We start from the raw sequence: 23,058 nt of genomic DNA on the forward strand, positions 1-23,058 counted from the left end.
TCGCTCTACGGCGCGCAGGTCGCGGCGATCCTCGGCCTGCCCTACGCGTTCGCCTCACACTTCGCGCCCGAGCAGCTGGAGCGGGCCGTCGAGATGTACCGGGAGAAGTTCCGTCCGTCGGCCCAGCTGGCCGAGCCGCTCGTGCTCGCCGGGGTCAACGTCGTCGCCGCCGACGACACGGCCACCGCCGACGAGCTGATGCGGCTGGCGCGCCTCGACCGGGTCAAGCGCTTCCTGTCCCGCGGGGGTCACGAGCTGACCGACGAGGAGGCCACCCTGGCCATCGACATGCCCCAGGGTCGCCAGATCCTCGACATGATGCGCTACACCGCCGTCGGCACCCCGGACGTCGTCGAGGACTACCTGACGGAGTTCGCGGCGCGCGTCGGGATCGACGAGCTGATCGTCGCGAGCCCCGTCGTCGACCGGGCGGCGTGGTACCGCTCGTTCGAGCTGCTCGCCGGTCGCGCGGCGACGGTCGCGGCCTGAGCCCGAGGGCGGTCAGACCGTCGCCGTGAACAGGTAGTAGCCGATCGCGGCGAACAGGGTGCCGTCGGCACGACGGCGGGTGAGCTCGGCCGTCCACTCCGCGGCGACCGCCTCGCCGACCACGCCCGCGGCGGCGGCCGAGGAGGCGACGCCGGCGAAGTACGCCGCGGCCAGGTCCGGGGTGAGGACGACCATCCGGCTCGCGACCTCGACCTCATGTGCTCCCACAGCCGCCAGTGCCGGCCCGAGGCGGCGCGGCAGCCACCCGTTCACCACGGCCGTGTCGCACTCGTGGGCCAGGATCGCCCTCGTCGTCGCCCGGTCACCGACGCCGACCGTGTTGGTGTCGAAGTCCGGGGCGATCACCGCGATCCGGCCACCGCGGCGTGTCACCCGGACCATCTCGGCGAGCGCCGCCTCGGGATCGGGCACGTAGACCAGCACCCGCTCGGCCCGGGTGACGTCGAACTCGCCGCCGGGGAACGGCAGCGCCACGGCGTCGCCCTCGACGAAGGTGACCGCGAGCCCCTCCGCCGCCGCGCGGCGTCGTGCCTCGGCGACGAACCGGGCGCTCGCGTCGACGCCGGTGACGGCGCCGCCCGGCACCACCGCCCGCGCCAGCCGCAGGCTCTCCAGCCCGAACCCGCAGCCGACGTCGAGCACCCTCGCGCCGGGGCCGGTGCGGGTCCGCTGGATCCCGAGGTGCTTGAGCTCGACGAGCAGCGGAAGCCGGTCGAACTCCTCCAGCGCCGCGACGTAGGGACCGATCTCGGGCGCGTCGTCGAGATCGGTGAACGCGTGCAGGGACAGCCCGTCGGCGCGGCTCATGGACGTCATCCTGGCCACAGCGGCCCGGGTGCGCCACGGTCGGATCGCCCCCACGCGCGGATCCGAACCGGGACGAAACGGTCGGCGGCCGGTTCCCAGTGGCCCGGTGGTCTGACCATCGGTGCAGGTCTGGGTATTGCCCCGCTCACGCTGCCTGCAGCAAGCACCCTCGGCGGCCATAGGATCGTGCCGTCCTCACCCGACCGATCCGGGAGCAATGCAGCCGCCGTGAGCACAGCCGCCACCCGTCCAGTCGTCCTGCTCGCCGAGAAGCTCGCGCCGTCCGCGGTGGAGCTCCTCGGCGACGACGTCGAGATCCGCCACGTCGACGGAACCGACCGGCCCGCGCTGCTGTCCGCGGTCGCCGACGCCGACGCGCTCCTCGTCCGTTCCGCCACGAAGGTCGACGCCGAGGTCCTCGCCGCCTCCACGCGGCTCAAGGTCGTGGCCCGCGCAGGCGTCGGCCTCGACAACGTCGACGTCCCGGCCGCCACCGCGCGTGGCGTCATGGTCGTCAACGCCCCGACGTCCAACATCGTGTCCGCCGCCGAGCACGCCATCGCGCTGCTGTTCGCCGCGGCCCGCCACATCCCGCCGGCCGACGCCGCCCTGCGCCAGGGCCAGTGGAAGCGCAGCGCCTACACCGGCGTCGAGCTCAACGGCAAGACCGTCGGCATCGTCGGCCTCGGCAAGATCGGGCAGCTCGTCGCGCAGCGCCTCGCCGCGTTCGGCGTCACGCTCATCGCGTACGACCCCTACGTCGCGCCCGCCCGCGCCGCCCAGCTCGGCATCGAGCTCGCCTCGCTCGACGACGTGCTCCGCCGCGCCGACGTCATCTCCATCCACCTGCCGAAGACCCCCGAGACCCTGGGCCTCATCGGCAAGGACCAGCTCGCCGTCACCAAGAAGGGCGTGATCATCGTCAACGCGGCCCGCGGAGGGCTGATCGACGAGGTCGCCCTGGCCGAGGCCGTCCGCTCCGGGCACGTCGGGGGCGCCGGCATCGACGTCTACGTCACCGAGCCCACCACCTCCAGCCCGCTGTTCGAGCTGGAGAACATCGTCGTCACCCCGCACCTCGGTGCGTCGACCGACGAGGCGCAGGACCGCGCGGGCACCGACGTCGCGAAGTCGGTCCAGCTGGCCCTGGCCGGCGAGTTCGTCCCCGACGCCGTCAACGTCCAGATCGACGGCGCCGTCGGCGAGGAGGTCCGCCCCTACCTGCCGCTCGTGCAGAAGATGGGCACGGTCCTGCACGCCCTCGCGGGCCGTGTGCCCACATCGATCACCGTCGACGTCGCGGGCGAGCTGTCGTCCGAGGACGTCTCGGTCCTGCCGCTGGCCGCGCTGCGCGGCGTGTTCACCCACGTCGTCGACGACCAGGTCACCTTCGTCAACGTGCCGGCCCTGGCCGCGGAGCGCGGCGTTTCCGTGGAGCTCACCACCGCCCCGGAGAGCGCCAACCACCGCAGCGTCGTCCAGCTGCGCGCCGCCATGCCCGACGGCGAGGCCATCACCGTCTCCGGCACGCTGACCGGTCGCGCCCAGGTCGAGAAGCTCGTCGAGATCAACGGCCGGCACTTCGACCTGCGTGCCGAGGGCGAGATCCTGCTCCTCGAGTACAGCGACCGCCCGGGCGTCATGGGCCGCGTCGGCTCGCTGCTCGGCGAGGCCGCGGTGAACATCGAGGCCGCCCAGATCAGCCAGACCACCGACGGTGCCGACGCGATCATGCTGCTGCGCATCGACCGCTCTGTCGACCAGGCCGTACTCGACCCGATCGGCGCCTCGGTGGGCGCACGGACGATCAAGCTCATCTCGCTCGACTGAGCACCACCCGCCACTGGCGGGCGCACCGACGCGGACGGCGGCGGCGGGGATAACCCGGTCGCCGCCGTCCGATGCGTCGGGCGGACAATCAGACCCGCTCGGGGGCGTGTCGAGTCCCCGGTTGCGCGGTTCGGCCGCGCAGGGGGCGCCCGAACCACCGTGTCGGGTGACCTCGAAAGAGTGGCCGACGGCGTTCGGCGGTGTCGCAGCGGGTAGCGTGCTGCGACTCCCCAAGCAGAGAGGAACCCTTGACATGCGCCTTGCGGTCATTCCCGGCGACGGCATCGGACCGGAGGTCATCGAAGAGGCGCTCAAGGTCCTCAACGAGGTCTCCCCCGGCGTGGAGACGACCGACTACGACCTGGGCGCCGCACGGTGGCACTCCACCGGCGAGCTGCTGCCCGAGTCCGTGCTCACCGAGCTCCGCGGCCACGACGCGATCCTGCTCGGCGCCGTCGGTGACCCGTCGGTGCCCAGCGGCATCCTCGAGCGTGGCCTGCTCCTGCGGCTGCGCTTCGAGCTCGACCACCACGTGAACCTGCGCCCCGCGCGGCTCTACCCGGGCGTGCGCGGGCCGCTCGCCGGCAACCCGGAGATCGACCTCGTCGTCGTCCGCGAGGGCACCGAGGGCCCGTACGTCGGCACCGGCGGCATCCTGCGCAAGGACACCCCGCACGAGATCGCGACGGAGGTCAGCACCAACACCGCGTTCGGCATCGAGCGCCTGGTGCGCGACGCCTTCGCCCGCGCCGAGCGCCGCCCCCGCAAGCACCTCACGCTCGTCCACAAGACCAACGTGCTGGCGTTCGCGGGCGCCCTGTGGTCGCGGATCGTCGAGGAGGTCTCGCTCGAGCACCCCGACGTCACCGTCGCCTACCAGCACGTCGACTCGACGACGATCCACCTCGTCACCGACCCGTCGCGCTACGACGTGATCGTCACCGACAACCTGTTCGGCGACATCCTCACCGACCTCGCCGCCGCCGTGACCGGTGGCATCGGGCTCGCGGCCAGCGGCAACATCGACGCCAGCGGCAAGAACCCGAGCATGTTCGAGCCCGTCCACGGCAGCGCCCCCGACATCGCCGGCCAGGGCATCGCCGACCCGACGGCCGCCGTCCTCTCGGTCGCGCTGCTGCTCGACCACCTCGGCAACCGCGACGCCGCCCGCCGCATCGAGGCGGCGGTCGCCTTCGACCTGGCGACACGCGACCACGGCGCCAACAGCCACACCCGCTCCATCGGCGACCGGCTCGCCGCGCTCGTCAGCCGGCAGGCCTCCGCGCCGGCCTGATCGCGCTCCACGCACACGACGGCGGCGGCACCCTTTCCGGGATGCCGCCGCCGTCGTCGTTCGTGCGGGTCAGACGACCGACGTGGACGGGCCCGTCAGCATCGTGACGCCGGCGCCCGCGAAGTTCTCCAGGTCGGCGACGGCCGCCTTGCCCGCGTCGCTGGACATCGACGCGCCCATCGACTCCGCCGAGTCCCACACCAGCACCGCGACCAGGTGGAAGTCGGGCTTCGCGCCGTCGGGGCCGGGCTGCGGCCGGGTCACCGAGAAGCTCCGCAGGTCGGGAAGCTTCGACGCCAGCTCGGCGTGCACCTCGTCGTAGTGCGTGTCGAACGCGGCGGCGTCGGCAGGGTGGTTGTAGAGCGCGGTGAGCTGGAACGACACGGGACCTCCAGGGACCGTCCCGCGGACTCCGGTGTCCGCGGGCTCCACCGCCATCATGCCGACCGGACGCTGTCCCCGCCGCTCGTCGTTCCCCTGCCGGGTGCCTCCGGGCGTCGCGCCCACGCGGGTGCACGCTCGGGCAGCGGACCGATCGCCACGAGCCGGGCCGGGATGCCCTGCAGGACCGGGAACCGCCGCGCGACCCGGATCGGGAGCGGGAGTGTTCCCGTCGACGGGGGAGTGACCTGCGGGTCGCCGTTCAGCGCCTTGCCGAGCACCGCGCGGTGCGCGAGCCGCTGCCCGCCCTGCACCAGCGCCGTCGGCCACCAGCGACGCAGCTGGACGCGTCGCAGCGCCGTCGTCGACGCGGTGCCGTCCCGGCGCAGCTCCGGGGCCAGGATCCGGGCCGCGGCCACCGCGTCGGCCACCGCCAGGTTGATGCCGACGCCCCCCACCGGCGACATCGCGTGCGCCGCGTCGCCGATGAGCAGCAGGCCGTCGCGGGACCAGCGGCGCAGCCGGTCGAGCCGCACGTCGAGCAGCTTGACGTCGTCCCACGACTCCAGCGCGTCGACCCGGTCGCCCAGCCACGGCACCAGCGCCACCATCCGCCGCCGCAGCTCGCCGATACCCTTGGCACGCAACGCCTTGTCGCTGCCCTTGCGGATCATGTAGGCGCACTGCCAGTAGTCGCCGCGGTCGATGAGGACGCAGAAGTGCCCGGCGGTGAAGCGGCCGAGCCCACCGTCGACGTCGTCGGCGCGGCGGGGAAGCCGGAACCACCAGACGTCCATGGGGACGCCGAAGCCCCGTGGGCGCAGCCCCGCGGCGGCGCGTACCGCGGAGTGCCTGCCGTCGCAGGCGACGGTCAGTGCCGCCGTGAGCTCGTGCTCCTGTCCGGTGACCCGGTCGGTGAAACGGACACCCGTGGTGCGGTCGCCGTCGCGCAGGAGGCCGGTGACGTCGGCGTTGCGGATCAGGGTGAACGACGCCTCGTCGGCCGCGGCGTCGGCGAGCAGGTCGAGGAAGTCCCACTGCGGGACCAGCGCGACGTGCTTGTGGGCCCCCGGCAGCCTGCTCATGTCGGCGATCTGGACGAGCCCGCCGTCGAGCTGGGCGGCGACCCGGTCGAGGCGGCGCTGCGGGAGCGCGGCGAACCTCTCGCCGAGCCCGAGGTCGTCGAGCAGGGCCAGCGTGGAGGCGTGGACGGTGTCGCCGCGGAAGTCGCGCAGGAAGTTGGCGTGCTTCTCCAGGACGGTGACCTCGATCCCGGCGCGGGCGAGCAGCAGCCCCAGGACCATCCCCGCGGGGCCGCCACCGACGACGGCGACGGTCGTGTTTTTCCCCATGTGTTGAATTGTATCCCCGGTTCCCGGCCGGCGCGAGCGGTGCGAGACGATGGCCTCGTGAGCTCTCCCTCCCAGGTCCGGGTGCGGTTCTGCCCGTCGCCCACCGGCACGCCGCACGTCGGCCTCATCCGCACCGCGCTGTTCAACTGGGCGCACGCCCGCCACCACGGCGGCGCGTTCGTGTTCCGGATCGAGGACACCGACGCCGCGCGCGACAGCGTCGAGTCGTACAACGCACTGCTCGACGCGCTGCGCTGGCTCGGGCTCGACTGGGACGAGGGCCCCGGGGTCGGCGGCGAGCACGGCCCCTACAGGCAGAGCGAGCGTCACGACCTCTACCGCGACGCCCTCGGCCGCCTCACCCAGGCCGGCGAGGTCTACGAGTCCTACTCGTCGGCCGAGGAGATCGAGGCCCGCCACCGCGCCGCAGGCCGCGACCCCAAACTCGGCTACGACAACGCCGACCGCGACCTGACCGACGAGCAGAAGGCGGCGTTCCGCGCCGAGGGCCGCAAGCCGGTCTACCGGCTCCGCATGCCAGACCGCGACGTCACGTTCTCCGACCTCATCCGCGGCGACGTCACCTTCAAAGCCGGCACCGTCCCCGACTTCGTGCTCGCCCGCGGCGACGGCAGCCCGCTCTACCCGCTCACCAACCCGCTCGACGACGCCCTCATGGGCATCACCCACGTCCTGCGCGGCGAGGACCTGCTCTCCTCCACCCCGCGGCAGATCGCGCTCTTCGAGGCCTTCCAGCGCGTCGGCATCGGCACCGGTGCCCCCACCTACGCGCACCTGCCCCTCGTCACCGGCGAAGGGGCTCGCAAGCTGTCCAAGCGCGACCCCGAGTCGAACCTGTTCCACTACCGCGACCGCGGATTCCTCCCCGAAGGCCTGCTCAACTACCTCGCATTGTTGGGCTGGTCCATCGCCGAGGACCGCGACGTGTTCTCCCTCGACGAGATGGTCGCCGCATTCGACGTGTCACGCGTCTCCTCGAATGCGGCCCGCTTCGATCTCAAGAAGGCCGAAGCGATCAATTCCGCGCACATGCGGCTCCTTCCCGTCGACGACTTCGCCGCCCGCGTCGTTCCCTACCTCCAGGCCGAGGGTGTGATCGATGGCACCCCCACCGAGGCCCAGGCCGAACTGCTCGCCGCGGCCGCCCCGCTCGTCCAGGAACGCAGCGTCGTCCTCTCCGACGCCGCCCGCATGCTCCGCTTCCTCTTCGTCGACGAGGACGGCTTCGCGATCGACGACGACGCCGCCGCCAAGAACCTCGGCGCCGACGCCGCACCCGTCCTCGACGCCGCCATGACCGGTCTGACCAGCATCGACGACTGGTCCGCCCCCGCCATCGAGGAGTCCCTCAAGGCCTCGCTCGTCGACGGGCTGGGCCTCAAGCCCCGGAAGGCCTTCGGCCCGGTGCGGGTCGCCGTCTCCGGCCGGACCGTGTCCCCGCCGCTCTACGAGAGCATGGAACTGCTGGGGCGCGAGCGGTCGATGCGGCGACTGGGGGCCGGTTTGGAGCGGGCTCGGGGCGTGGTCTAGAGTTCTCGTCGCAGGGCACGGGAAACCGAGCCGGCGGGAAACCGCAAGGCCCGGAGAACCGGACCCATTGGGGTATGGTGTAATTGGCAGCACGACTGATTCTGGTTCAGTTAGTCTAGGTTCGAGTCCTGGTACCCCAGCGGAAACGCCGAAGTTTCCATGAGTATACTGAGAAAGTTCCTGGCCCCGTCGTCTAGCGGCCTAGGACGCCGCCCTCTCAAGGCGGTAGCGCGGGTTCAAATCCCGTCGGGGCTACAATGAAAAGGCTCCCGCACTCCGGTGCGGGAGCCTTTTCCGTTTGCGATCCTTGCTGACTCCGGCCAGCCCCTGCCCCGATTCACGTGCGGTCGGTCCCCGACTCCCGACTCCCGTCGAGTTCGACGTGAGACTGCCGAGGACCATGATCAAAGCAGTCCGATGTCGAACTCGGCGGGAGTGTGCTTCCGGGGGCGAGCCACCAGGCCACCCGCGCGCAACCACACTGCTCTGGAGCAACCTCGGGAGAGCAGTGAGGTTGCACTCGGCACACCCGCCGCGTCCGAGCTGGGCTGCGGCGGGTTGGGCTGCGGCGGGTTGGGCTGCGCCGGGTTGGGCTGCGGCGGGCTGGCCGCGGCTCCGCGGCGGGGCGGCACGGCCGGGCCGCGCCGGGCGGGGCCGGCTGTGGCGAGGGCAAAGCCTGTCGCGGTGGAGCCGGAGTGCGACGGTGAGGTCCCTCGTGGGGGCGGTCGCGTGCCTTTCAGGACCGTCACGCACCTTTGCTGGTCGGCGGATGTCCCGCACACTGCTCGACGACCGCAGAACCTACGTGGCGATGCTGCTTTGCGCGCGCCGGTGCTGGGGCGGCGCACGGTAACGAGATGGGCCCCGAGCCGCGCGATGTGCAACCGGTCCGGCCGGCGCTCGCGTACGGGCTCGTCGCGTGCTGCCCAGGATCGCCGCGTGCATCCACGGGTCGGCGGCCGTGCCGCAGACTGCTCGGAGAACGAAGAACCCGCGCGGCGAGGCCGCGTCGGAGCCGGCGGGGATCAGTTCGTCGGACCGGGCGGCCGCGCGTGGGTCAGGGCGTCGACCCGGGCCGCATACAGCTCGTTGCGTGCTGCCCGTGCTCGGCGCGCGCAGGTGGAGGTCGGCGGCTGTCGGGCAGGCTGCTCGACGAGCGCAGAACCCACGTGGCGACACCGCGATGTACGCGCTCGACCCGCCGCGGGCCCGGGTGTTCGAGGCACGCTTCTCGGCGCCGGGGGAGCACTCGGGATCGGCGGGGTCGCCGAGTTCTACGTGAGTGCTGTTCCGGCGCGCGTGCGCAGCACTGGTGTCGGTCTCGGCGTGCAGGGTGCGGCTCGGCCGCGTACTTCCGGTGCACGAGAGCTGCGGTCGAACCGGCCCGGCCGGGTCGTGAGTGGCAATAGTCGCTATAGCGACTATTGCCACTCACAGCGTCAGGTCGAGGGCTTAACCGAGCTCTCGGTTGGCTTCGGGGAGCTCTCGGTCGGCTTCGGCGAAGACGAGGAACTCGACGCAGGCGGCGGAGCGCTGCTCGTCACCACCGGCGGCGGGACGACGGGCTTCGTCGTCGTGCGGACCACCGGGGGCGGGGCGTTGTTGCGGGAGGAGATCGTCTCGGGCGGGGCCTCGGTCGTCGTCGGGGCGGCTTCCGTGGTGGTGACCGCTTCCGACGGGACGATGCGGGTGTTGGCGGCGCTCTGGGGGTTGCTCTGGGGCCAGAAGAGGACGGCGGCGATGACGCCGAGGGCCGCGAGGACGCCACCGGCGGCGACGAGGAGGACGGGGGTGCGGCGGGGCGGGGCGTCGCGCTCCAGGTCGGGGGAGGCGTAGGGGTCGCCGTAGCCGCCCATCGGCATGTTGTCGCGCGGTGGCGGCGGGGGCGGGGCGACGGGCGGGTGGTAGCCGCCGGAGGCGGCGACGCGGCGGACGTCGATGGTGGGCAGCTCGTCGGTGGCGGGGGCGTGCATCCCGCCGGGGCCGAGCGCCGCACCGGCGGCGAGGCCGGCGCCGGCGCCGAGCGCGGCGGCGCCCATCCCGGGCGGGGGCGCGTTGTGGGCGGGGTGGCCGCCGGTGCCGTTGCCGCCGGGGACGACGGGTGGGGCGACGGGCTGCTGCGGGGCGAGCGCGATGGCGGCGCCCTTGGCGATGGCGTTCTTGGGGTCGGCGTCGACGGCGACGGGCCGGCCGAACTCCTCGGAGACGGTCTGCGCGACGAGCGGGATGCGGGAGGAGCCGCCGACGAGCAGGACGGCGGAGGTCTCCTCGGGGGTGAGTCCGGCGGAGGCGATGGCGCGGCCCAGCGCGGCGACGGTCTCGTCGATCTGGGGGCGGATCATCTGCTCGAACTCGCTGCGGTGGAGCCGGACGGAGCCCTGGCTGCCGGGCAGGAGGACGGGGACGGAAGCCTCGGTGTCGGAGCTGAGGGCTTCTTTGGCCTCGGTGCAGTCGCGGCGGATGCGGGCGACGGCGTTGAGGACGGCGGGGTCGGCCTCGTCGAGGTCGGCGAAGGCGTCGGGCATGCCTTCGACGACGTGGTCGAAGACGACCTGGTCGAAGTCGATGCCGCCGAGGCGTTCGAGTCCTTCGGGGCGGCCGAGGAGGCCGAAGTTGCCGTCCTTGCGGACGACGGCGGCGTCGAAGGTGCCTCCGCCGAGGTCGTAGACGGCGATGGTGGCGCCCTGTTCGACGCGTTCGGAGGAGGCGTAGTGGAGGGCGGCGGCCTGGGGTTCGGCGAGGAAGGTGACGGTGAGCCCGACGCGGGCGAGTGCGCCGGCGAAGAGTTCCTTCTTGTGGCCGCCCCAGGAGGCGGGGTGGGTGACGGAGATGCGTTCGGCGACCCCGCCCTCGCGTGCGGCGACCTGGTCGACGACCCAGCGGACGAGGCGCGCGGAGAGGTCCTCGGCGGTCCAGGGCTGGCCGGCGACGTGGATGGGGGTGGGGTCGCCGACGCGGCGCTTGAACTCGCGGACGACGCGGTCGGGGTCGGTGAGGGCGCGGCGTTCGGCCGCCTCGCCGACGACGACGCCGCCGTCGGCTCCGATGAAGAGGACGGAGGGGACGTGGACGGAGCGGTCGCCGAGGTTGACCATCTCGGTCTCGACGATCCGGCCGCCGTCGAGGCGGGTGATCGCCGCCGCGGTCCGTGTCGTGCCCACGTCGATGCCGAGCAGGTAGCTCATCGTCACCCGTCTTCTTGAGGTTCCCCGACCAATGCGACTCTCCGTGTCCATCGAGCCGGATCGACGTCACGTTAGCGTCACGATGCACGGTCTTCGGCAACCGGTCCGCGACCTCGGTGCCGGGCGGCGGCCCGGGGGCGGTGGACGGCGGCGGGAAGCCGCGCGACCCCAGGATGACAGCGCTCGCCGGCGAGCAGGGCGGGACGCGGCAGCCGTGGCCGAATCGGAACGCTCGGCCAGGGGGACGGGCTCAGAGCCGGTGCTGGAGCGCTTCGGCCGCGGCGAGGAGGTCGGCGGCCCAGCGGACGCCGGGGCGGCGGCCGATGCGGTCGACCGGGCCGGAGACGGAGACGGCGGCGACGACCTTGCCGGTGCCGTCGCGTACGGGTGCGGAGACGCTGGCGACGCCGGCTTCGCGTTCGGCGACGGACTGGGCCCAGCCGCGGCGGCGGACGTCGACGAGGACGCGTTCGGTGAAGGTGGCGTCGTGGAGGACGGCGCGCTGGGTGGCGGGGTCGGCCCAGGCGGCGAGGACCTTGGCGCCGGAGCCTGCGGTCATGGGCAGGCGGGTGCCGACGGGGACGGTGTCGCGCAGCCCGCTGACGGGTTCGGCGGTGGCGATGCAGATGCGGTGGGTGCCGTCGCGGCGGTAGAGCTGGACGCTCTCGCCGGTGATGTCGCGCAGCCGGGGCAGGACGGCGGCGGCCGCGTCGAGCAGGGGGTCGCCGTGGCCGCTGGAGAGTTCGGCGAGGGTGGGGCCGGGGCGCCAGCGGCCGTCGGCACCGCGGTGGAGCAGGCCGTGGACCTCGAGTCCGACGGCGAGGCGGTGGGCGGTGGCGCGGGGCAGGCCGGTGCGTTCGCAGAGCTCGGTGAGGCCGCACGGTTCGGCGGCTGCGGCACGAAGTACGCCCACGGCCTTGTCGAGCACGCCGATCCCGCTAGACTGTCTCACGCCTCGATACTAGCTTCCCAGCATCTGGGAGGTCTAGGTCGATCCACCACCACAAGAGGCGAAAACGCGAGGAGGCGGCGCCGTGACGAAGGCGCGCACGCTGGCCGAGAAGGTCTGGGACCGGCACGTGGTCCGCAAGGGGGAGGGGCAGGAGCCCGATCTCCTCTACATCGACCTGCACCTCGTGCACGAGGTCACCAGCCCGCAGGCGTTCGACGGCCTCCGGCTCGCGGGTCGCCCGGTGCGTCGCCCGGACCTCACGATCGCGACCGAGGACCACAACGTCCCGACCAAGGACGTCGAGCTCCCGATCGCCGACCCGGTGTCGCGGACCCAGGTCGAGACGCTGCGCCGCAACTGCGCGGAGTTCGGCGTCGACCTGTACCCGATGAACCACGCCGAGCAGGGCATCGTCCACATCATCGGCCCGCAGCTGGGGCTCACCCAGCCGGGCATGACGGTCGTCTGCGGCGACAGCCACACCTCGACGCACGGGGCGTTCGGCGCGATGGCGTTCGGCATCGGCACGTCCGAGGTCGAGCACGTCCTCGCGACGCAGACGTTGCCGCTCAAGCCGTTCAAGACCATGGCGATCAACGTCAACTCCGCCGACGGCACGCTGCGCCCGGGCGTCACGAGCAAGGACGTGGTGCTCGCGATCATCGCGAGGATCGGCACGGGCGGTGGCCAGGGCTACGTCCTGGAGTACCGGGGCAACGTCATCGAGAACCTCTCGATGGAGGCCCGGATGACGATCTGCAACATGTCGATCGAGGCCGGTGCGCGGGCGGGCATGATCGCGCCCGACCAGGTCACCTACGACTTCATCGAGGGCCGCGACCACGCCCCGAAGGGCGACGCGTGGAAGGCGGCGCTGGCCGACTGGGCGACGCTGCGCACCGACGAGGGCGCGACCTTCGACGCCGAGGTCGACATCGACGGCGACGCGCTGACGCCGTTCGTCACGTGGGGCACCAACCCGGGGCAGGGCCTGCCGCTGGGGGAGAACGTGCCCGACCCGGCTGCGATCGTCGACGAGAACGAGCGCATCGCGGCCGAGCGCGCGATCGACTACATGGGACTCGAGGCGGGGATGCCGCTGCGCGACGTCCGCGTCGACACGGTGTTCGTCGGCTCCTGCACCAACGGGCGCATCGAGGACCTGCGCGCCGCGGCGTCGGTGCTCGACGGTCGTTCGCTCGCGAAGGGCGTGCGGATGCTGGTCGTCCCGGGCTCGATGCGGGTGCGTTTCCAGGCCGAGGACGAGGGTCTGGACAAGGTCTTCACCGCCGCGGGCGCCGAGTGGCGCTCGGCCGGCTGCTCGATGTGCCTGGGCATGAACCCCGACCAGCTGGAGCCGGGGGAGCGCAGCGCGTCGACGTCGAACCGCAACTTCGAGGGCCGCCAGGGCAAGGGCGGCCGCACCCACCTCGTCTCGCCCCTCGTGGCCGCCGCCACGGCCGTGCGCGGGACCCTGTCGTCGCCGGAGGACCTGGACTGATGGACGCGTTCAGCACGCACACCGGGATCGGCGTTCCGCTGCGCCGGTCCAACGTGGACACCGACCAGATCATCCCGGCTGTCTACCTCAAGCGCGTGACGCGCACGGGGTTCGACGACGGGCTGTTCGCGGCGTGGCGTCAGCACCCGGACTTCATCCTCAACACCGAGCCGTTCTCGAAGGGATCGGTGCTGGTCGCCGGCCCGGACTTCGGGACGGGCAGCTCGCGCGAGCACGCCGTGTGGGCATTGATGGACTACGGCTTCCGGGTCGTGATCTCGGCGCGCTTCGGCGACATCTTCCGCGGCAACTCGGCCAAGGGCGGGCTCGTCGCGGCGCAGTGCGAGCAGCACGACGTCGAGCTGCTGTGGAAGCTGCTCGAGAACGAGCCGGGCACCGAAGTGGCCGTCGACCTGCAGGAACGTACGGTGCAGGCCAAGGACCTGACGTTCGCGTTCCAGATCGACGACTACACCCGCTGGCGGCTGCTGGAGGGGCTCGACGACATCGGTCTGACGCTGCGCCACGAGGGTGAGATCACGACGTTCGAGGGTACGCGCCCGGCCTGGCTGCCGGTCACGACACCGGCCGGCTGAGGGCGTCAAGACCCTCCTAGATCACCCGGACGCCTTGCGGCACAGTCCCCGAAACGGGACTGTTGTTGCACGGCAAGGGTTTTTCTTGGGCTGATCTCTGGTGTGAGCTGCGACAACACTCTAACCTGCCCAGTCATGAACAAGACGCAGCTCGTGGACGCGCTCGCGGCGCGGCTCGGCGACCGGCGCACCGCGGCGTCCGCGGTCGACGGAGTGCTCTCGATCATCGTGGACACGGTCGGCTCGGGTGGTTCGGTGTCGCTCACCGGGTTCGGCGTCTTCGAGGCGCGAGCCCGGGCCGCGCGCGTCGCCCGCAACCCCCGCACCGGTGACACGGTCGCCGTCCCGCCGACGGTGGTGCCGGCCTTCCGGCCGGGCATCGCCTTCAAGGCCACGGTGTCGGGCAACGGCGCGGCGGCCGAGACCGCCAAGCCGGCGCCGGCCCGTCGCGCGCGCGGTGCCGCGGCATCGGCGCCGGCCGCCCCTGCCAGGGCGCCCCGCAGCCGGGCCAAGGCGTCGACGTCGTTCGCGGAGAAGCCGGAGCCGAAGTCGGCCAAGGCGGCTCCGCGGGCGGCGGCGAAGCCGAAGGCGGCGGCGGCCACGAAGGCGGCGCCGAAGGCCACGGCGGCGAAGGCGGAGAAGCCAGCCGCCGCTGCCAAGCCCAAGAAGGCCAAGGCCAAGAAGTAGCTCTCAACCCGCCGGTTCGCGGTAGTAGTCCGCGAACCGCGGGGTGAGGTCGGCGCCGAACCCGATCACCCACGTGCTCGCCTTGCGCGCGGGGATCGCCGCACCGCCGGGGCGCACCCGGTCGGCCAGTGGCGTGCCCGCGGTCAGGGCGTCGACGAGGTCGGGGATGACGCCGCCCTGGCTGCACAGCACGGTCACACCCGGCTGTGCCGCGATCTCGCGGACCCGCGTGGTCGCGGCGGTCGGGTCGTCGGTGTGCGCGTTCTCGCCGAGCGCGGGTTCGTCGGTGACGGGCAGCCCGGCCGCGGCGGCCAGGTCGGAGACGGTCGTGCGGCAGCGGACCGGTGGCGCCGAGGCGATGCGGTCGGCCCCGAACAGCCGCAGGAACGGGGTGAGCCGGGCGACCTGGGCGCGACCGGTGGCCGACAGCGGGCGCTGCAGGTCGTCGCCGTCCCACCCGTCGCGGCTGCCGGCCTTGGCGTGGCGGACGAGGACGAGTGTCGACATCGGCCGCGGGTGCGCGGCGAACCGGCGCATCACGGTCCGGTCGTGGTCGTAGGTGAGCAGCCCGCAGGCGTCGGTAGGGGTGAGGAACCGCAGCTCGTCGGTCTCTTCGTTGGGTTCGAACGCCCCGCCGAGGGACTCGCCCGCCCAGTAGCGGACGAGTTTCGCGCCGTCCTCGACCGTGTAGCGGACGTCGCCGAGGCGGCCGCCGATGCGGATGCGGTGCCCGGTCTCCTCGACGACCTCCCGGACGGCCGTGGTGGCGAGGTGCTCCCCGCGGTCGAGCTTGCCCTTGGGCAGTGACCAGTCGTCGTAGCGCGGGCGGTGTACGAGGCCGACCTCCGGGCCGGCCGTGCCGTGGCGCCACAGCACGGCACCTGCGGCGAGCACGTCGACCGCGAGGGCCCGGGCGAGGTCGCTGCGGGTCACTCGGTCTCGACGATCGCGGCCGCGGCGTGCAGGGCCATCATCTCCGCCTGGTGGTCGCGTACCCGGTCGATGTCGGAACCGGGCGGCGGGGAGGGCTCCCAGCTGCCGTCGGCCTGGAGCGTCCAGCAGCGGGTGGCCGGGTCGAGGCAGGAGTCGAACAGGTCGCCGAGCTGGCCCGCGAGCCGCGGGTCGGCCACGCGCAGTAGCACCTCGACGCGGCGGTCGAGGTTGCGGTGCATCATGTCGGCGCTGCCGATCCAGTACTCGTCGGCGGCTCCGAAGTGGAAGATCCGCGAGTGCTCGAGGAAGCGGCCGAGGATCGAGCGGACCCGGATGTTCTCCGACATGCCCTCGCGGCCCGGGCGGATCGCGCAGATGCCGCGGACGACGACGTCGACGGGGACACCGGCCTGTGAGGCGCGGTAGAGCGCGTCGATGACCTGCTCGTCGACCAGCGAGTTGACCTTGATCCGGACGCAGGCGTTCGTGTTGCCCTCGCGGAAGGCCTCGATCTCGTCCTCGATGCGACGCACGATGCCGCGCCGCACGCCGTAGGGGGCGACGAGCAGGCTGCGGTAGGACGTCTGGCGCGAGTAGCCGGTGAGGGTGTTGAACAGGTCGGTGAGGTCGGCGCCGATGGTCGGGTCGGCGGTGAGGACGCCGATGTCCTCGTAGAGCCGCGCCGTCTTCGGGTGGTAGTTGCCGGTGCCGATGTGGCAGTAGCGGCGCAGTTGGCCGCCCTCCTGGCGGATGACCAGCGACGTCTTGCAGTGCGTCTTGAGCCCGACGAGGCCGTAGACGACGTGGACGCCCGCCTTCTCCAGCTCACGCGCCCAGCGGATGTTGGCCTGCTCGTCGAACCGCGCCTTGATCTCGACGAGCGCCACGACCTGCTTGCCGGCGGCCGCCGCGTCGACGAGGGCGTCGACGATGGGGGAGTCGCCGGAGGTGCGGTAGAGCGTCTGCTTGATCGCGAGCACGTTCGGGTCGGCGGCGGCCTGCTCGATGAAGCGCTGCACGCTCGTCGAGAACGAGTCGTAGGGGTGGTGGACGAGGACGTCGCCCTCGCGCAGCGTGGAGAAGATGCTGCGCGGGGTCTCGCGGTCGGCGAAGGCCGGGTGGGTGGCGGGGCGGAACGGCTCGTCCTTGAGGTCGGGCCGGTCGACGCCGTAGACCTCCCACAGGCACGTCAGGTCGAGCAGGCCGGGGACGGTGACGACGTCGCCGGGGTCGACGTCGAGCTCGCGCAGGAGCAGCTCCAGCACGTGCTCGCTCATGGTGTCGACGACCTCGAGCCGCACGGGCGGGCCGAACCGGCGCCGGGCCAGCTCGCGTTCGAGGGCCTGCAGGAGGTCCTCGTCGCGGTCCTCCTCGACCTCGAGGTCGGCGTTGCGGGTGACGCGGAAGGCGTGCACCTCGGCGACGTCCATGCCGGTGAACAGCTTGCCGAGGTGCGCGGCGATGAGGTCCTCGATGGGCAGGAACGTGACGCCCCGCTCGTCGACACCCTCGTCGTTGGCGACGCGGACGAGCCGCGGCACGTTGTTGGGGACCTTGACGCGCGCGAACCGTTCGGTGCGGCCCTCGGGGTCGCGGACGGTGACGGCGAGGTTGAGCGAGAGCCCCGAGATGTAGGGGAAGGGGTGTGCCGGGTCGACCGCGAGCGGGGTGAGGACGGGGAAGACCTGCTCGGTGAAGTAGTCGGAGAGGCGGTCGCGCTGGTCGTCGGACAGGTCGGTCCAGCGGCGGATGTGCACGCCGTGCTCGGCGAGCTCGGGGCGCACCTCCTCGAGGAAGACCCGGGCGTGCGCGTCGGCGAGGACCTGGCTGCGGGCGGTGATGCGGCCCAGCTGCTCGCGGGGGGTGAGGCCGTCGGCGCTGCGCACGGCCAGGCCGGTCTCGTCGCGGCGCTTCAGCCCGGCGACGCGGACCATGTAGAACTCGTCGAGGTTCGACGCGAAGATCGCCAGGAACTTGGCGCGCTCGAGCAGCGGCTGGCTGGGGTCCTCGGCGAGGGCGAGGACGCGTGCGTTGAAGTCGAGCCAGGAGAGCTCGCGGTTGAGGTAGCGGTCGTCGGGCAGCGCCGTCGACGTGGCCGGGGCGGTGGTCGGCGCGGGCGGACCGATCGGGGCGGCGCCGGGCGCGGGGGCACCGGCGGGCGCGACCGCGGTGGTCGAGGCGGCCTGCGGGGGAGCGGCGGGGGTCGTCGCCGAGGGCTCGGGGGCGGCGGTGTGCGTGGACGACGTCGTCGCGGCGGCGGCCGCGGCGCGCCGCACCGTGCCGCGGGCGCGCGGCTTGGCCGGCTGGGCGGCGGACTCGGAGCGTGTGGCCGTGGCCGAGACCCGCCTGCTCGACGGGCGCGGCGCCCGCCGGCCGGTGCGTCGGGTGCGCGCGGGACCGCCGGTGGCCTCGCCGGGCTCGTCCTGGTCCGGGTTCCGCGCGTCGTCACTCACGGTCGGGATTCTTCCCCAAACCTTGCGGGACGAAGCGCCTGGGCAGGTGGCATCCGAGTGAACTCTGGGCGACGTGACGACGACGTCGCCGTCGCGGATCGTTGTGGCGCAAGGAGGTCACGTCACACGCCTGTCGGAACGGTCAGGCACCCCGGGCGACGACGGCCAGCGCCGACGTCGTGTGCGGGCCCACGCCGAGGGCAACGGCGCCGCGCAGGTCGTCGGCGGTGTCGACGTCGCGGCGCAGCCCGGGCAGCGACCCGCCGACGAGGACCGCCCCCGCCGCGGCGTGCCGGGCCGCCGAGCCGTGCCCGAACGCCGGGGCCAGCGCGGCACCGGGAGCGGCGAGCAGCAGCGTCGTCCCGTCACCGGGAGTGTCCGCGGAGAAGGCGGCGACGGCCCCGGCGGCGAACCGGGTGGCGGCCTCGGCGAGCGCCGCGCGCAGCTCGTCGGGGCGGAGCGCGGGCAGGTCGGCCTGCAGCGCCCCGACCGTCGACGCCGGGTCGTCGGCACGCAGCAACGTCGCCCCGTGCGTCAGCGCGGCGTTGAGGCCCGCCACGGGCCCTTCCGGGACGACGTCGAGGCGCGCGCTGTCGCCGTCGTCACGAGTGCCGTCGGTCACGGCACGCGCCGGGGCCGCACCGAGCCCGGCGACGGCCGCCGCCACGTCCGGGTCGGAGCTGACGACGAGCAGCCTGCGCACCCCCGACCGCCGGGCCGCGGCCAGCGTGTCCAGCAGCAGCGCGAGGGTCAGCCTGCTGTGTGCGCCCGGTTCGCCGACGCCGCCGTCGGCCGCGCCGCGCAGCCGCGACTTGGCCGCGGGCAGCCCCTTGACGGGCACGACGAGATCGACCGGCGATGGCACCCCACCATCGTGCAACACCCGCGGGTGGACCCGGGGGGCCCGTCCCGGGAGACTCACGGCGAGATCACGGACGGGAGGGCGCGGGTGAGGCGTGAGAAGGGCGGCTTCTGGGTCGGGTTCGCGGCGGTGTTCTTCTACCCGATCGCGCTCCTGACCGGGCGGACACGCTACGAGGGCAGGGACCGGCTGCCGACGCCGGGCACGGGCGGCGCGCTCGTCGTCGCCAACCACATCTCCTACCTCGACCCCGTGCACACCGCGCTGTGGGTGCACACGTCGCGCCGGATCCCGCGCTTCCTGGCCAAGGCCAGCCTGTGGAAGATCCCGGTCTTCGGACGGGTGCTGGTCTCGTCCGGGCAGATCCCGGTCTACCGGGAGTCGGCCGACGCGCAGAACAGCCTGCGCGAGGGCGAGCAGGCGTTGCGCGAGGGCAAGATCGTCGTCATCTACCCGGAGGGCACGATCACCCGCGACCCCGACGGCTGGCCGATGCACGCCCGCACCGGCGTCGCCCGGCTCGCCCTCGGTGCCGACGTCCCCGTGATCCCGGTGGTGCACTGGGGTACCCGCGAGGTCTACGACCACTACCGCAAGAAGTTCCGGCCGCTGCCGCGCCGCGACATCGTCGTGCGCGCCGGTGACCCGGTCGACCTGTCCGAGTACCGCGGCCGTCCCGTCGACGCCGCCCTGCTGCGCGAGGTGACCGACCTGTTGATGGTCCGGGTACGCGACCTGCTGGCCGAGGTCCGGGGCGAGCCCGCCCCCGCCGCCTTCTTCCGCAAGGGCGACACCGCGTGAGCCGCGCCGTGCAGCGCGTCGCCGTCCTCGGCGCCGGGTCGTGGGGTACGGCGTTCGGCAAGGTCCTCGCCGACGCCGGCCGCGACGTGACGCTGTGGGCGCGCCGGCCCGAGATCGCCGACGCCGTCAACTCCGAACGCGCCAACCCCGGCTACCTGCCCGGCGTCGAGCTGCCCTCCCGGCTCTCCGCGACGACCAACGCCGCGGCCGCGCTCGACGGCGCCGACGTCGTCGTGCTCGCCGTGCCGTCACAGACGTTGCGCGCCAACCTGTCCGGCTGGTCCGGGCTGCTCCCGCCGGGGCGCACACTCGTGAGCCTGGCCAAGGGCATCGAGCTGGGGACGCTCAAGCGGATGAGCGAGGTCGTCGCCGAGGTCGCCAACGTGTCCCCGGAGCAGGTCGCCGTCGTCTCCGGGCCGAACCTGGCCCGGGAGATCGCCGGCGAGGAGCCGACGGCCACCGTTATCGCCTGCGCCGACCACGACCGTGCCGTCGCCCTGCAGAACGCCTGCACCACCGACTACTTCCGCTCCTACACCAACACCGACGTCGTCGGCTGCGAGCTGGGCGGTGCGGGCAAGAACGTCATCGCGCTCGCGGTGGGCATCGCGGCGGGGATGGGCCTGGGGGACAACAGCCGGGCGTCGGTCATCACCCGCGGGCTCGCCGAGATCTCGCGCCTGGGCGCCGTCCTGGGTGCCGACCCGATGACGTTCGCGGGCCTCGCCGGGCTGGGCGACCTCGTCGCCACCTGTTCCTCGCCGCTGTCGCGCAACCGCACCTTCGGCGAGCGCCTCGGTCGCGGCGAGAGCCTCGCGCAGGCCGAGGAGGCCAACCACGGGCAGGTCGCCGAGGGCGTGAAGTCGTGCCAGTCGATCTGCGAGCTCGGGGCGCGCCACGGCGTCGAGCTGCCGATCGCCGACGCCGTGCGCCGCGTCTGCCACGAGGGCCTCTCCGCGCCGGCGATGGCGAAGGAGCTGATCACGCGGGCCCCGAAGCCGGAATGACCGACCTCGGCGACGGCACGCGCTGCGTCCACGGCGGTGCTCCGTCGCCGGGGGTCGGGGACCCGCTGCACCCCGGGCCGGTGCTGTCGTCGACGTTCGCGCTGGGGACCAGTGCCCAGACCCCGGCCGACTTCTACGGCCGCGCCGGGAACCCCACCTGGCGGGCACTGGAGTCGGCGATCGGCGGGCTCGAGGGCGGAGAGTGCACCCTGTTCGCCTCCGGCATGGCCGCGATCGCCGCCGTCTTCGCGACGCGCGGGCGCGACGGCACCGTCGTGCTCCCGTCCGACGGCTACTACCTCGCCCGCGCGCTGGCCGCCGATCTCGGCCTGCCGGTGCGCACGGTGCCGACCACGCAGGCTCACGAGGCCGACCTCGACGGCGTCGCGCTCGTCATGCTGGAGACGCCGTCGAACCCCGGGCTCGACGTCTGCGACATCGCCGCCGTCGCCTCACGGGCGCACGCGGCGGGGGCGCTCGTGGCCGTCGACAACACGACCGCGACGCCGCTCGGACAGCGGCCGCTGAATCTGGGCGCCGACATCGTCGTGGCCAGCGACACCAAGGCCGTCGCGGGGCACGGCGACGTCGTCCTCGGGCACGTGACCACCGCCGACGCGGGCCTCGCCGCCCGGATCCGCGACGCCCGCACCCGCGGCGGCGCTGTTCCCGGGCCGATGGAGGTCTGGCTCGCCCACCGCGGGCTCGGGACTCTCGACCTGCGCCTGGAGCGGCAGGCCACCAACGCCCGCACGCTGGCCACGGCCCTGCGCGCGCACCCCGCGGTGCGCGACGTCCGCTGGCCCGGTCTCGCCGACGACCCCGCGCACGAGGTCGCGGCCCGGCAGATGCGCCGGTGGAACGGTGTCCTGCGGTTCACCCTGCGCGACACCGACGCCGTCGCCGCCTTCCTCGCCGCGTCGCGGTTCGTCGAGTCGGCGACGAGCTTCGGCGGCCTGAAGACCTCCGCCGACCGGCGCGAACGCTGGGGCGATGCGGTCGCGCCCGGCCTGGTGCGGCTCTCGGCGGGCTGCGAGGACACCGCCGATCTGGTCGCCGACGTGCTGGCGGCTCTCGACGCCTGTGGGTGAGGTCTCGATCGCCCCTGTTCCGAGAGTTTGCTACAGTAGTAGAAAATTCTAATACACTGGGCTCCGGCCGAGTGGCCTCCGGATGACAGCTGCGCACCGACGCGCCCGGGCACCCCGCGTGCCCCGAGCCGTCCGGCTGCACTGTCCGCCCGACCACGGCAATCTGGAGATTCACGTGTCCGTCTCAGGTCTGTTCGAACCGCTGCCACTCATCCACGGCAAGCCGATGCGGAACCGGTTCATGCTGGCTCCGCTCACCAATCAGCAGAGCGAGTACGACGGCTCCGCGTCCAAGTACGACATCGACTGGATGGAGCAGGTCGCCCGCGGCGGCTACGCCCTGGCCCAGACCGCCGCGACGTTCGTCGAGCCCAGCGGGATCGCGTTCGAACGGCAGTTGGGCATCTACAGCGACGACCTGCTCCCGGGCCTCACCGACATGGCCGACGCGCTGCGTGAGGGCGACACTCTCTCCGCTGTGCAGTTGCACCACGCCGGCCACCGCGCCCGTCCCGAGCTGGGCGGACACCCCTCGCCCGCCTCCGGCTACACCGTGCCCGGCTACCGGGCGCTGACCACCGAGGAGGTCCAGCGGATCCGCGACAGCTTCATCGAGGCGGCCGAGCGCGCCGAGCGCGCCGGGTTCGACGGCATCGCCGCCCACGGTGCATTCGGCTGGATCCTGTCGGAGTTCATGTCCCCGTTGCTCAACGACCGCACCGACCAGTACGGCGGCAGCCCCGAGAACCGCGCCCGGCTCACCCTCGAGGTCCTCGAAGGCATCCGCCGCGAGTGCGGGCCCGATTTCCAGATCGGTTGGCGGCTGTCCGTCGAGCGCTACGGCCTGCAGCTCGAGGAACTGGTCGAGATCACCGCCGACATCCTCGACCGCGAGCTGATCGACTACCTCGACCTCGCGCTGTGGGAGTCGAAGCAGATCGTGCAGGAGGGCAGGTACTGCGGGAAGACGATGGTCAGCGTCTTCGCCGAGCTCCCCCGCAAGCGCGTCGCGCTGGGGGTGGCCGGCAAGATCTATACCGCCGAGCGTGCCGGGCAGCTCCTCGACGAGGGTGCCGACTTCATCCTCGTCGCGCGCGCCGGCATCCTGCAGCGCGACTTCCCCCTGCAGGTGCAGGCGAACCACGCCTACGAGAGAGTCCGGACCCCGGTCCCGGCGCAGCACCTTCGCAACGGTGGGCTGAGCGAGCGCTTCATCAACCACATGCGCGGCTGGCCGGCCTTCGTCCAGCGCGGCAGCCTCTGAG

The 23,058-nt window shown here is 73.0% G+C and carries 18 protein-coding genes, 2 tRNA genes and 1 pseudogene; 13 read left to right on the forward strand and 8 right to left on the reverse strand.

Annotation, left to right across the window (positions count from 1 at the left end):
* A pseudogene (locus AB7F12_RS22540) lies at window positions 1–489 on the forward strand (alkane 1-monooxygenase); the annotation flags it as partial.
* A gap of 12 nt (window positions 490–501) precedes the next feature.
* Here AB7F12_RS22540 and AB7F12_RS22545 read toward each other — a convergent pair.
* Complete coding sequence (locus AB7F12_RS22545; RefSeq protein WP_428502555.1) at window positions 502–1,317, reverse strand: methyltransferase domain-containing protein; 816 nt, start codon at window positions 1,315–1,317, stop codon at window positions 502–504.
* Window positions 1,318–1,545: 228 nt separating this feature from the next.
* Here AB7F12_RS22545 and serA point away from each other — a divergent pair, with 228 nt between their 5' ends.
* Both serA and AB7F12_RS22555 read left to right on the forward strand, forming a co-directional pair.
* Entirely contained in the window at window positions 1,546–3,147 is a 1,602-nt protein-coding gene (gene serA, locus AB7F12_RS22550; protein ID WP_428502556.1) for a phosphoglycerate dehydrogenase, read from the forward strand.
* Window positions 3,148–3,400: 253 nt separating this feature from the next.
* Window positions 3,401–4,441: a 3-isopropylmalate dehydrogenase gene (locus AB7F12_RS22555; protein WP_428502557.1), complete on the forward strand. Its 1,041-nt coding sequence runs from the start codon at window positions 3,401–3,403 to the stop codon at window positions 4,439–4,441.
* A gap of 69 nt (window positions 4,442–4,510) precedes the next feature.
* Here AB7F12_RS22555 and AB7F12_RS22560 read toward each other — a convergent pair whose 3' ends face one another.
* Both AB7F12_RS22560 and AB7F12_RS22565 read right to left on the reverse strand, forming a co-directional pair.
* Window positions 4,511–4,825 (reverse strand): EthD family reductase, encoded by a 315-nt coding sequence (locus tag AB7F12_RS22560; protein ID WP_428502558.1) that lies wholly within the window; start codon window positions 4,823–4,825, stop codon window positions 4,511–4,513.
* Window positions 4,826–4,878: 53 nt separating this feature from the next.
* A complete protein-coding gene (locus AB7F12_RS22565) occupies window positions 4,879–6,174 on the reverse strand; it encodes an FAD-dependent oxidoreductase (RefSeq protein ID WP_428502559.1) in 1,296 nt (431 codons plus the stop codon).
* Window positions 6,175–6,231: 57 nt separating this feature from the next.
* On the opposite strand from AB7F12_RS22565, the gene gltX reads away from it, so the two are divergent.
* From gltX to AB7F12_RS22580, 3 genes are all read left to right on the forward strand, one after another.
* On the forward strand, window positions 6,232–7,725 hold the full coding sequence (gene gltX / locus AB7F12_RS22570) for a glutamate--tRNA ligase (RefSeq protein ID WP_428516822.1): 1,494 nt from the start codon (window positions 6,232–6,234) through the stop codon (window positions 7,723–7,725).
* A gap of 68 nt (window positions 7,726–7,793) precedes the next feature.
* Window positions 7,794–7,865, forward strand: a tRNA-Gln gene (locus tag AB7F12_RS22575).
* Window positions 7,866–7,907: 42 nt separating this feature from the next.
* A tRNA-Glu gene (locus tag AB7F12_RS22580) sits at window positions 7,908–7,980 on the forward strand.
* 1,184 nt (window positions 7,981–9,164) lie between these two features.
* On the opposite strand, the gene AB7F12_RS22585 is transcribed toward AB7F12_RS22580, so the two are convergent.
* Together AB7F12_RS22585 and AB7F12_RS22590 are read right to left on the reverse strand one after the other, a co-directional pair.
* Window positions 9,165–10,910: an Hsp70 family protein gene (locus AB7F12_RS22585; protein ID WP_428517982.1), complete on the reverse strand. Its 1,746-nt coding sequence runs from the start codon at window positions 10,908–10,910 to the stop codon at window positions 9,165–9,167.
* Between the two features lie 250 nt (window positions 10,911–11,160).
* The gene (locus AB7F12_RS22590) at window positions 11,161–11,862 is read right to left on the reverse strand and encodes an IclR family transcriptional regulator (protein WP_296142926.1); all 702 of its coding nucleotides are present in this window, start codon (window positions 11,860–11,862) and stop codon (window positions 11,161–11,163) included.
* An 82-nt stretch (window positions 11,863–11,944) separates the two neighbouring features.
* Between AB7F12_RS22590 and leuC the strand changes: the two genes are divergently transcribed.
* The 3 genes from leuC (at window position 11,945) to AB7F12_RS22605 (ending at window position 14,646) form a co-directional block, all read left to right on the forward strand.
* Entirely contained in the window at window positions 11,945–13,363 is a 1,419-nt protein-coding gene (leuC, locus tag AB7F12_RS22595; RefSeq protein ID WP_428499280.1) for a 3-isopropylmalate dehydratase large subunit, read from the forward strand.
* The gene (gene leuD, locus AB7F12_RS22600; protein WP_428499281.1) at window positions 13,363–13,959 is read left to right on the forward strand and encodes a 3-isopropylmalate dehydratase small subunit; all 597 of its coding nucleotides are present in this window, start codon (window positions 13,363–13,365) and stop codon (window positions 13,957–13,959) included. Before leuC ends, leuD begins: the two co-directional genes overlap by 1 nt.
* Before the next feature lie 135 nt (window positions 13,960–14,094).
* Window positions 14,095–14,646, forward strand: coding sequence for an HU family DNA-binding protein (locus AB7F12_RS22605; RefSeq protein WP_428499282.1), 552 nt, complete (start codon window positions 14,095–14,097; stop codon window positions 14,644–14,646).
* A 3-nt stretch (window positions 14,647–14,649) separates the two neighbouring features.
* Here AB7F12_RS22605 and AB7F12_RS22610 read toward each other — a convergent pair whose 3' ends face one another.
* The 3 genes from AB7F12_RS22610 to cofC form a co-directional block, all read right to left on the reverse strand.
* Window positions 14,650–15,579, reverse strand: a complete 930-nt coding sequence (locus tag AB7F12_RS22610; protein WP_428499283.1) for an NUDIX hydrolase — start codon at window positions 15,577–15,579, stop codon at window positions 14,650–14,652.
* Complete coding sequence (locus AB7F12_RS22615) at window positions 15,576–18,032, reverse strand: RNA degradosome polyphosphate kinase (protein ID WP_428499284.1); 2,457 nt, start codon at window positions 18,030–18,032, stop codon at window positions 15,576–15,578. Before AB7F12_RS22615 ends, AB7F12_RS22610 begins: the two co-directional genes overlap by 4 nt.
* A 142-nt stretch (window positions 18,033–18,174) precedes the next feature.
* Complete coding sequence (gene cofC / locus AB7F12_RS22620; RefSeq protein WP_428499285.1) at window positions 18,175–18,897, reverse strand: 2-phospho-L-lactate guanylyltransferase; 723 nt, start codon at window positions 18,895–18,897, stop codon at window positions 18,175–18,177.
* A gap of 84 nt (window positions 18,898–18,981) precedes the next feature.
* On the opposite strand from cofC, the gene AB7F12_RS22625 reads away from it, so the two are divergent.
* The 4 genes from AB7F12_RS22625 to AB7F12_RS22640 all read left to right on the forward strand — a co-directional run bounded on the left by AB7F12_RS22625 (window position 18,982) and on the right by AB7F12_RS22640 (window position 23,057).
* The gene (locus tag AB7F12_RS22625; protein ID WP_428499286.1) at window positions 18,982–19,695 is read left to right on the forward strand and encodes a lysophospholipid acyltransferase family protein; all 714 of its coding nucleotides are present in this window, start codon (window positions 18,982–18,984) and stop codon (window positions 19,693–19,695) included.
* Entirely contained in the window at window positions 19,692–20,702 is a 1,011-nt protein-coding gene (locus AB7F12_RS22630; RefSeq protein WP_428499287.1) for an NAD(P)H-dependent glycerol-3-phosphate dehydrogenase, read from the forward strand. The genes AB7F12_RS22625 and AB7F12_RS22630 overlap by 4 nt, the downstream gene beginning before the upstream one ends.
* Window positions 20,699–21,793: a cystathionine gamma-lyase gene (locus tag AB7F12_RS22635; protein ID WP_428499288.1), complete on the forward strand. Its 1,095-nt coding sequence runs from the start codon at window positions 20,699–20,701 to the stop codon at window positions 21,791–21,793. Before AB7F12_RS22630 ends, AB7F12_RS22635 begins: the two co-directional genes overlap by 4 nt.
* A 175-nt stretch (window positions 21,794–21,968) precedes the next feature.
* Complete coding sequence (locus AB7F12_RS22640) at window positions 21,969–23,057, forward strand: NADH:flavin oxidoreductase (RefSeq protein ID WP_428499289.1); 1,089 nt, start codon at window positions 21,969–21,971, stop codon at window positions 23,055–23,057.
* Window position 23,058: the final 1 nt, after the last annotated feature.

The organism is Pseudonocardia sp., from assembly GCF_050250275.1.
Taxonomy (GTDB): domain Bacteria; phylum Actinomycetota; class Actinomycetes; order Mycobacteriales; family Pseudonocardiaceae; genus Pseudonocardia.

Bases quoted from the DNA above. Each gene is read 5' to 3' on its own strand.
- AB7F12_RS22545 (WP_428502555.1), bottom strand. From the start codon at position 1,317: ATGAGCCGCGCCGACGGGCTGTCCCTGCACGCGTTCACCGATCTCGAC.
- AB7F12_RS22555 (WP_428502557.1), top strand. From the start codon at position 3,401: ATGCGCCTTGCGGTCATTCCCGGCGACGGCATCGGACCGGAGGTCATC.
- AB7F12_RS22565 (WP_428502559.1), bottom strand. From the start codon at position 6,174: ATGGGGAAAAACACGACCGTCGCCGTCGTCGGTGGCGGCCCCGCGGGG.
- AB7F12_RS22585 (WP_428517982.1), bottom strand. From the start codon at position 10,910: ATGAGCTACCTGCTCGGCATCGACGTGGGCACGACACGGACCGCGGCG.
- leuD (WP_428499281.1), top strand. From the start codon at position 13,363: ATGGACGCGTTCAGCACGCACACCGGGATCGGCGTTCCGCTGCGCCGG.
- AB7F12_RS22605 (WP_428499282.1), top strand. From the start codon at position 14,095: ATGAACAAGACGCAGCTCGTGGACGCGCTCGCGGCGCGGCTCGGCGAC.
- AB7F12_RS22635 (WP_428499288.1), top strand. From the start codon at position 20,699: ATGACCGACCTCGGCGACGGCACGCGCTGCGTCCACGGCGGTGCTCCG.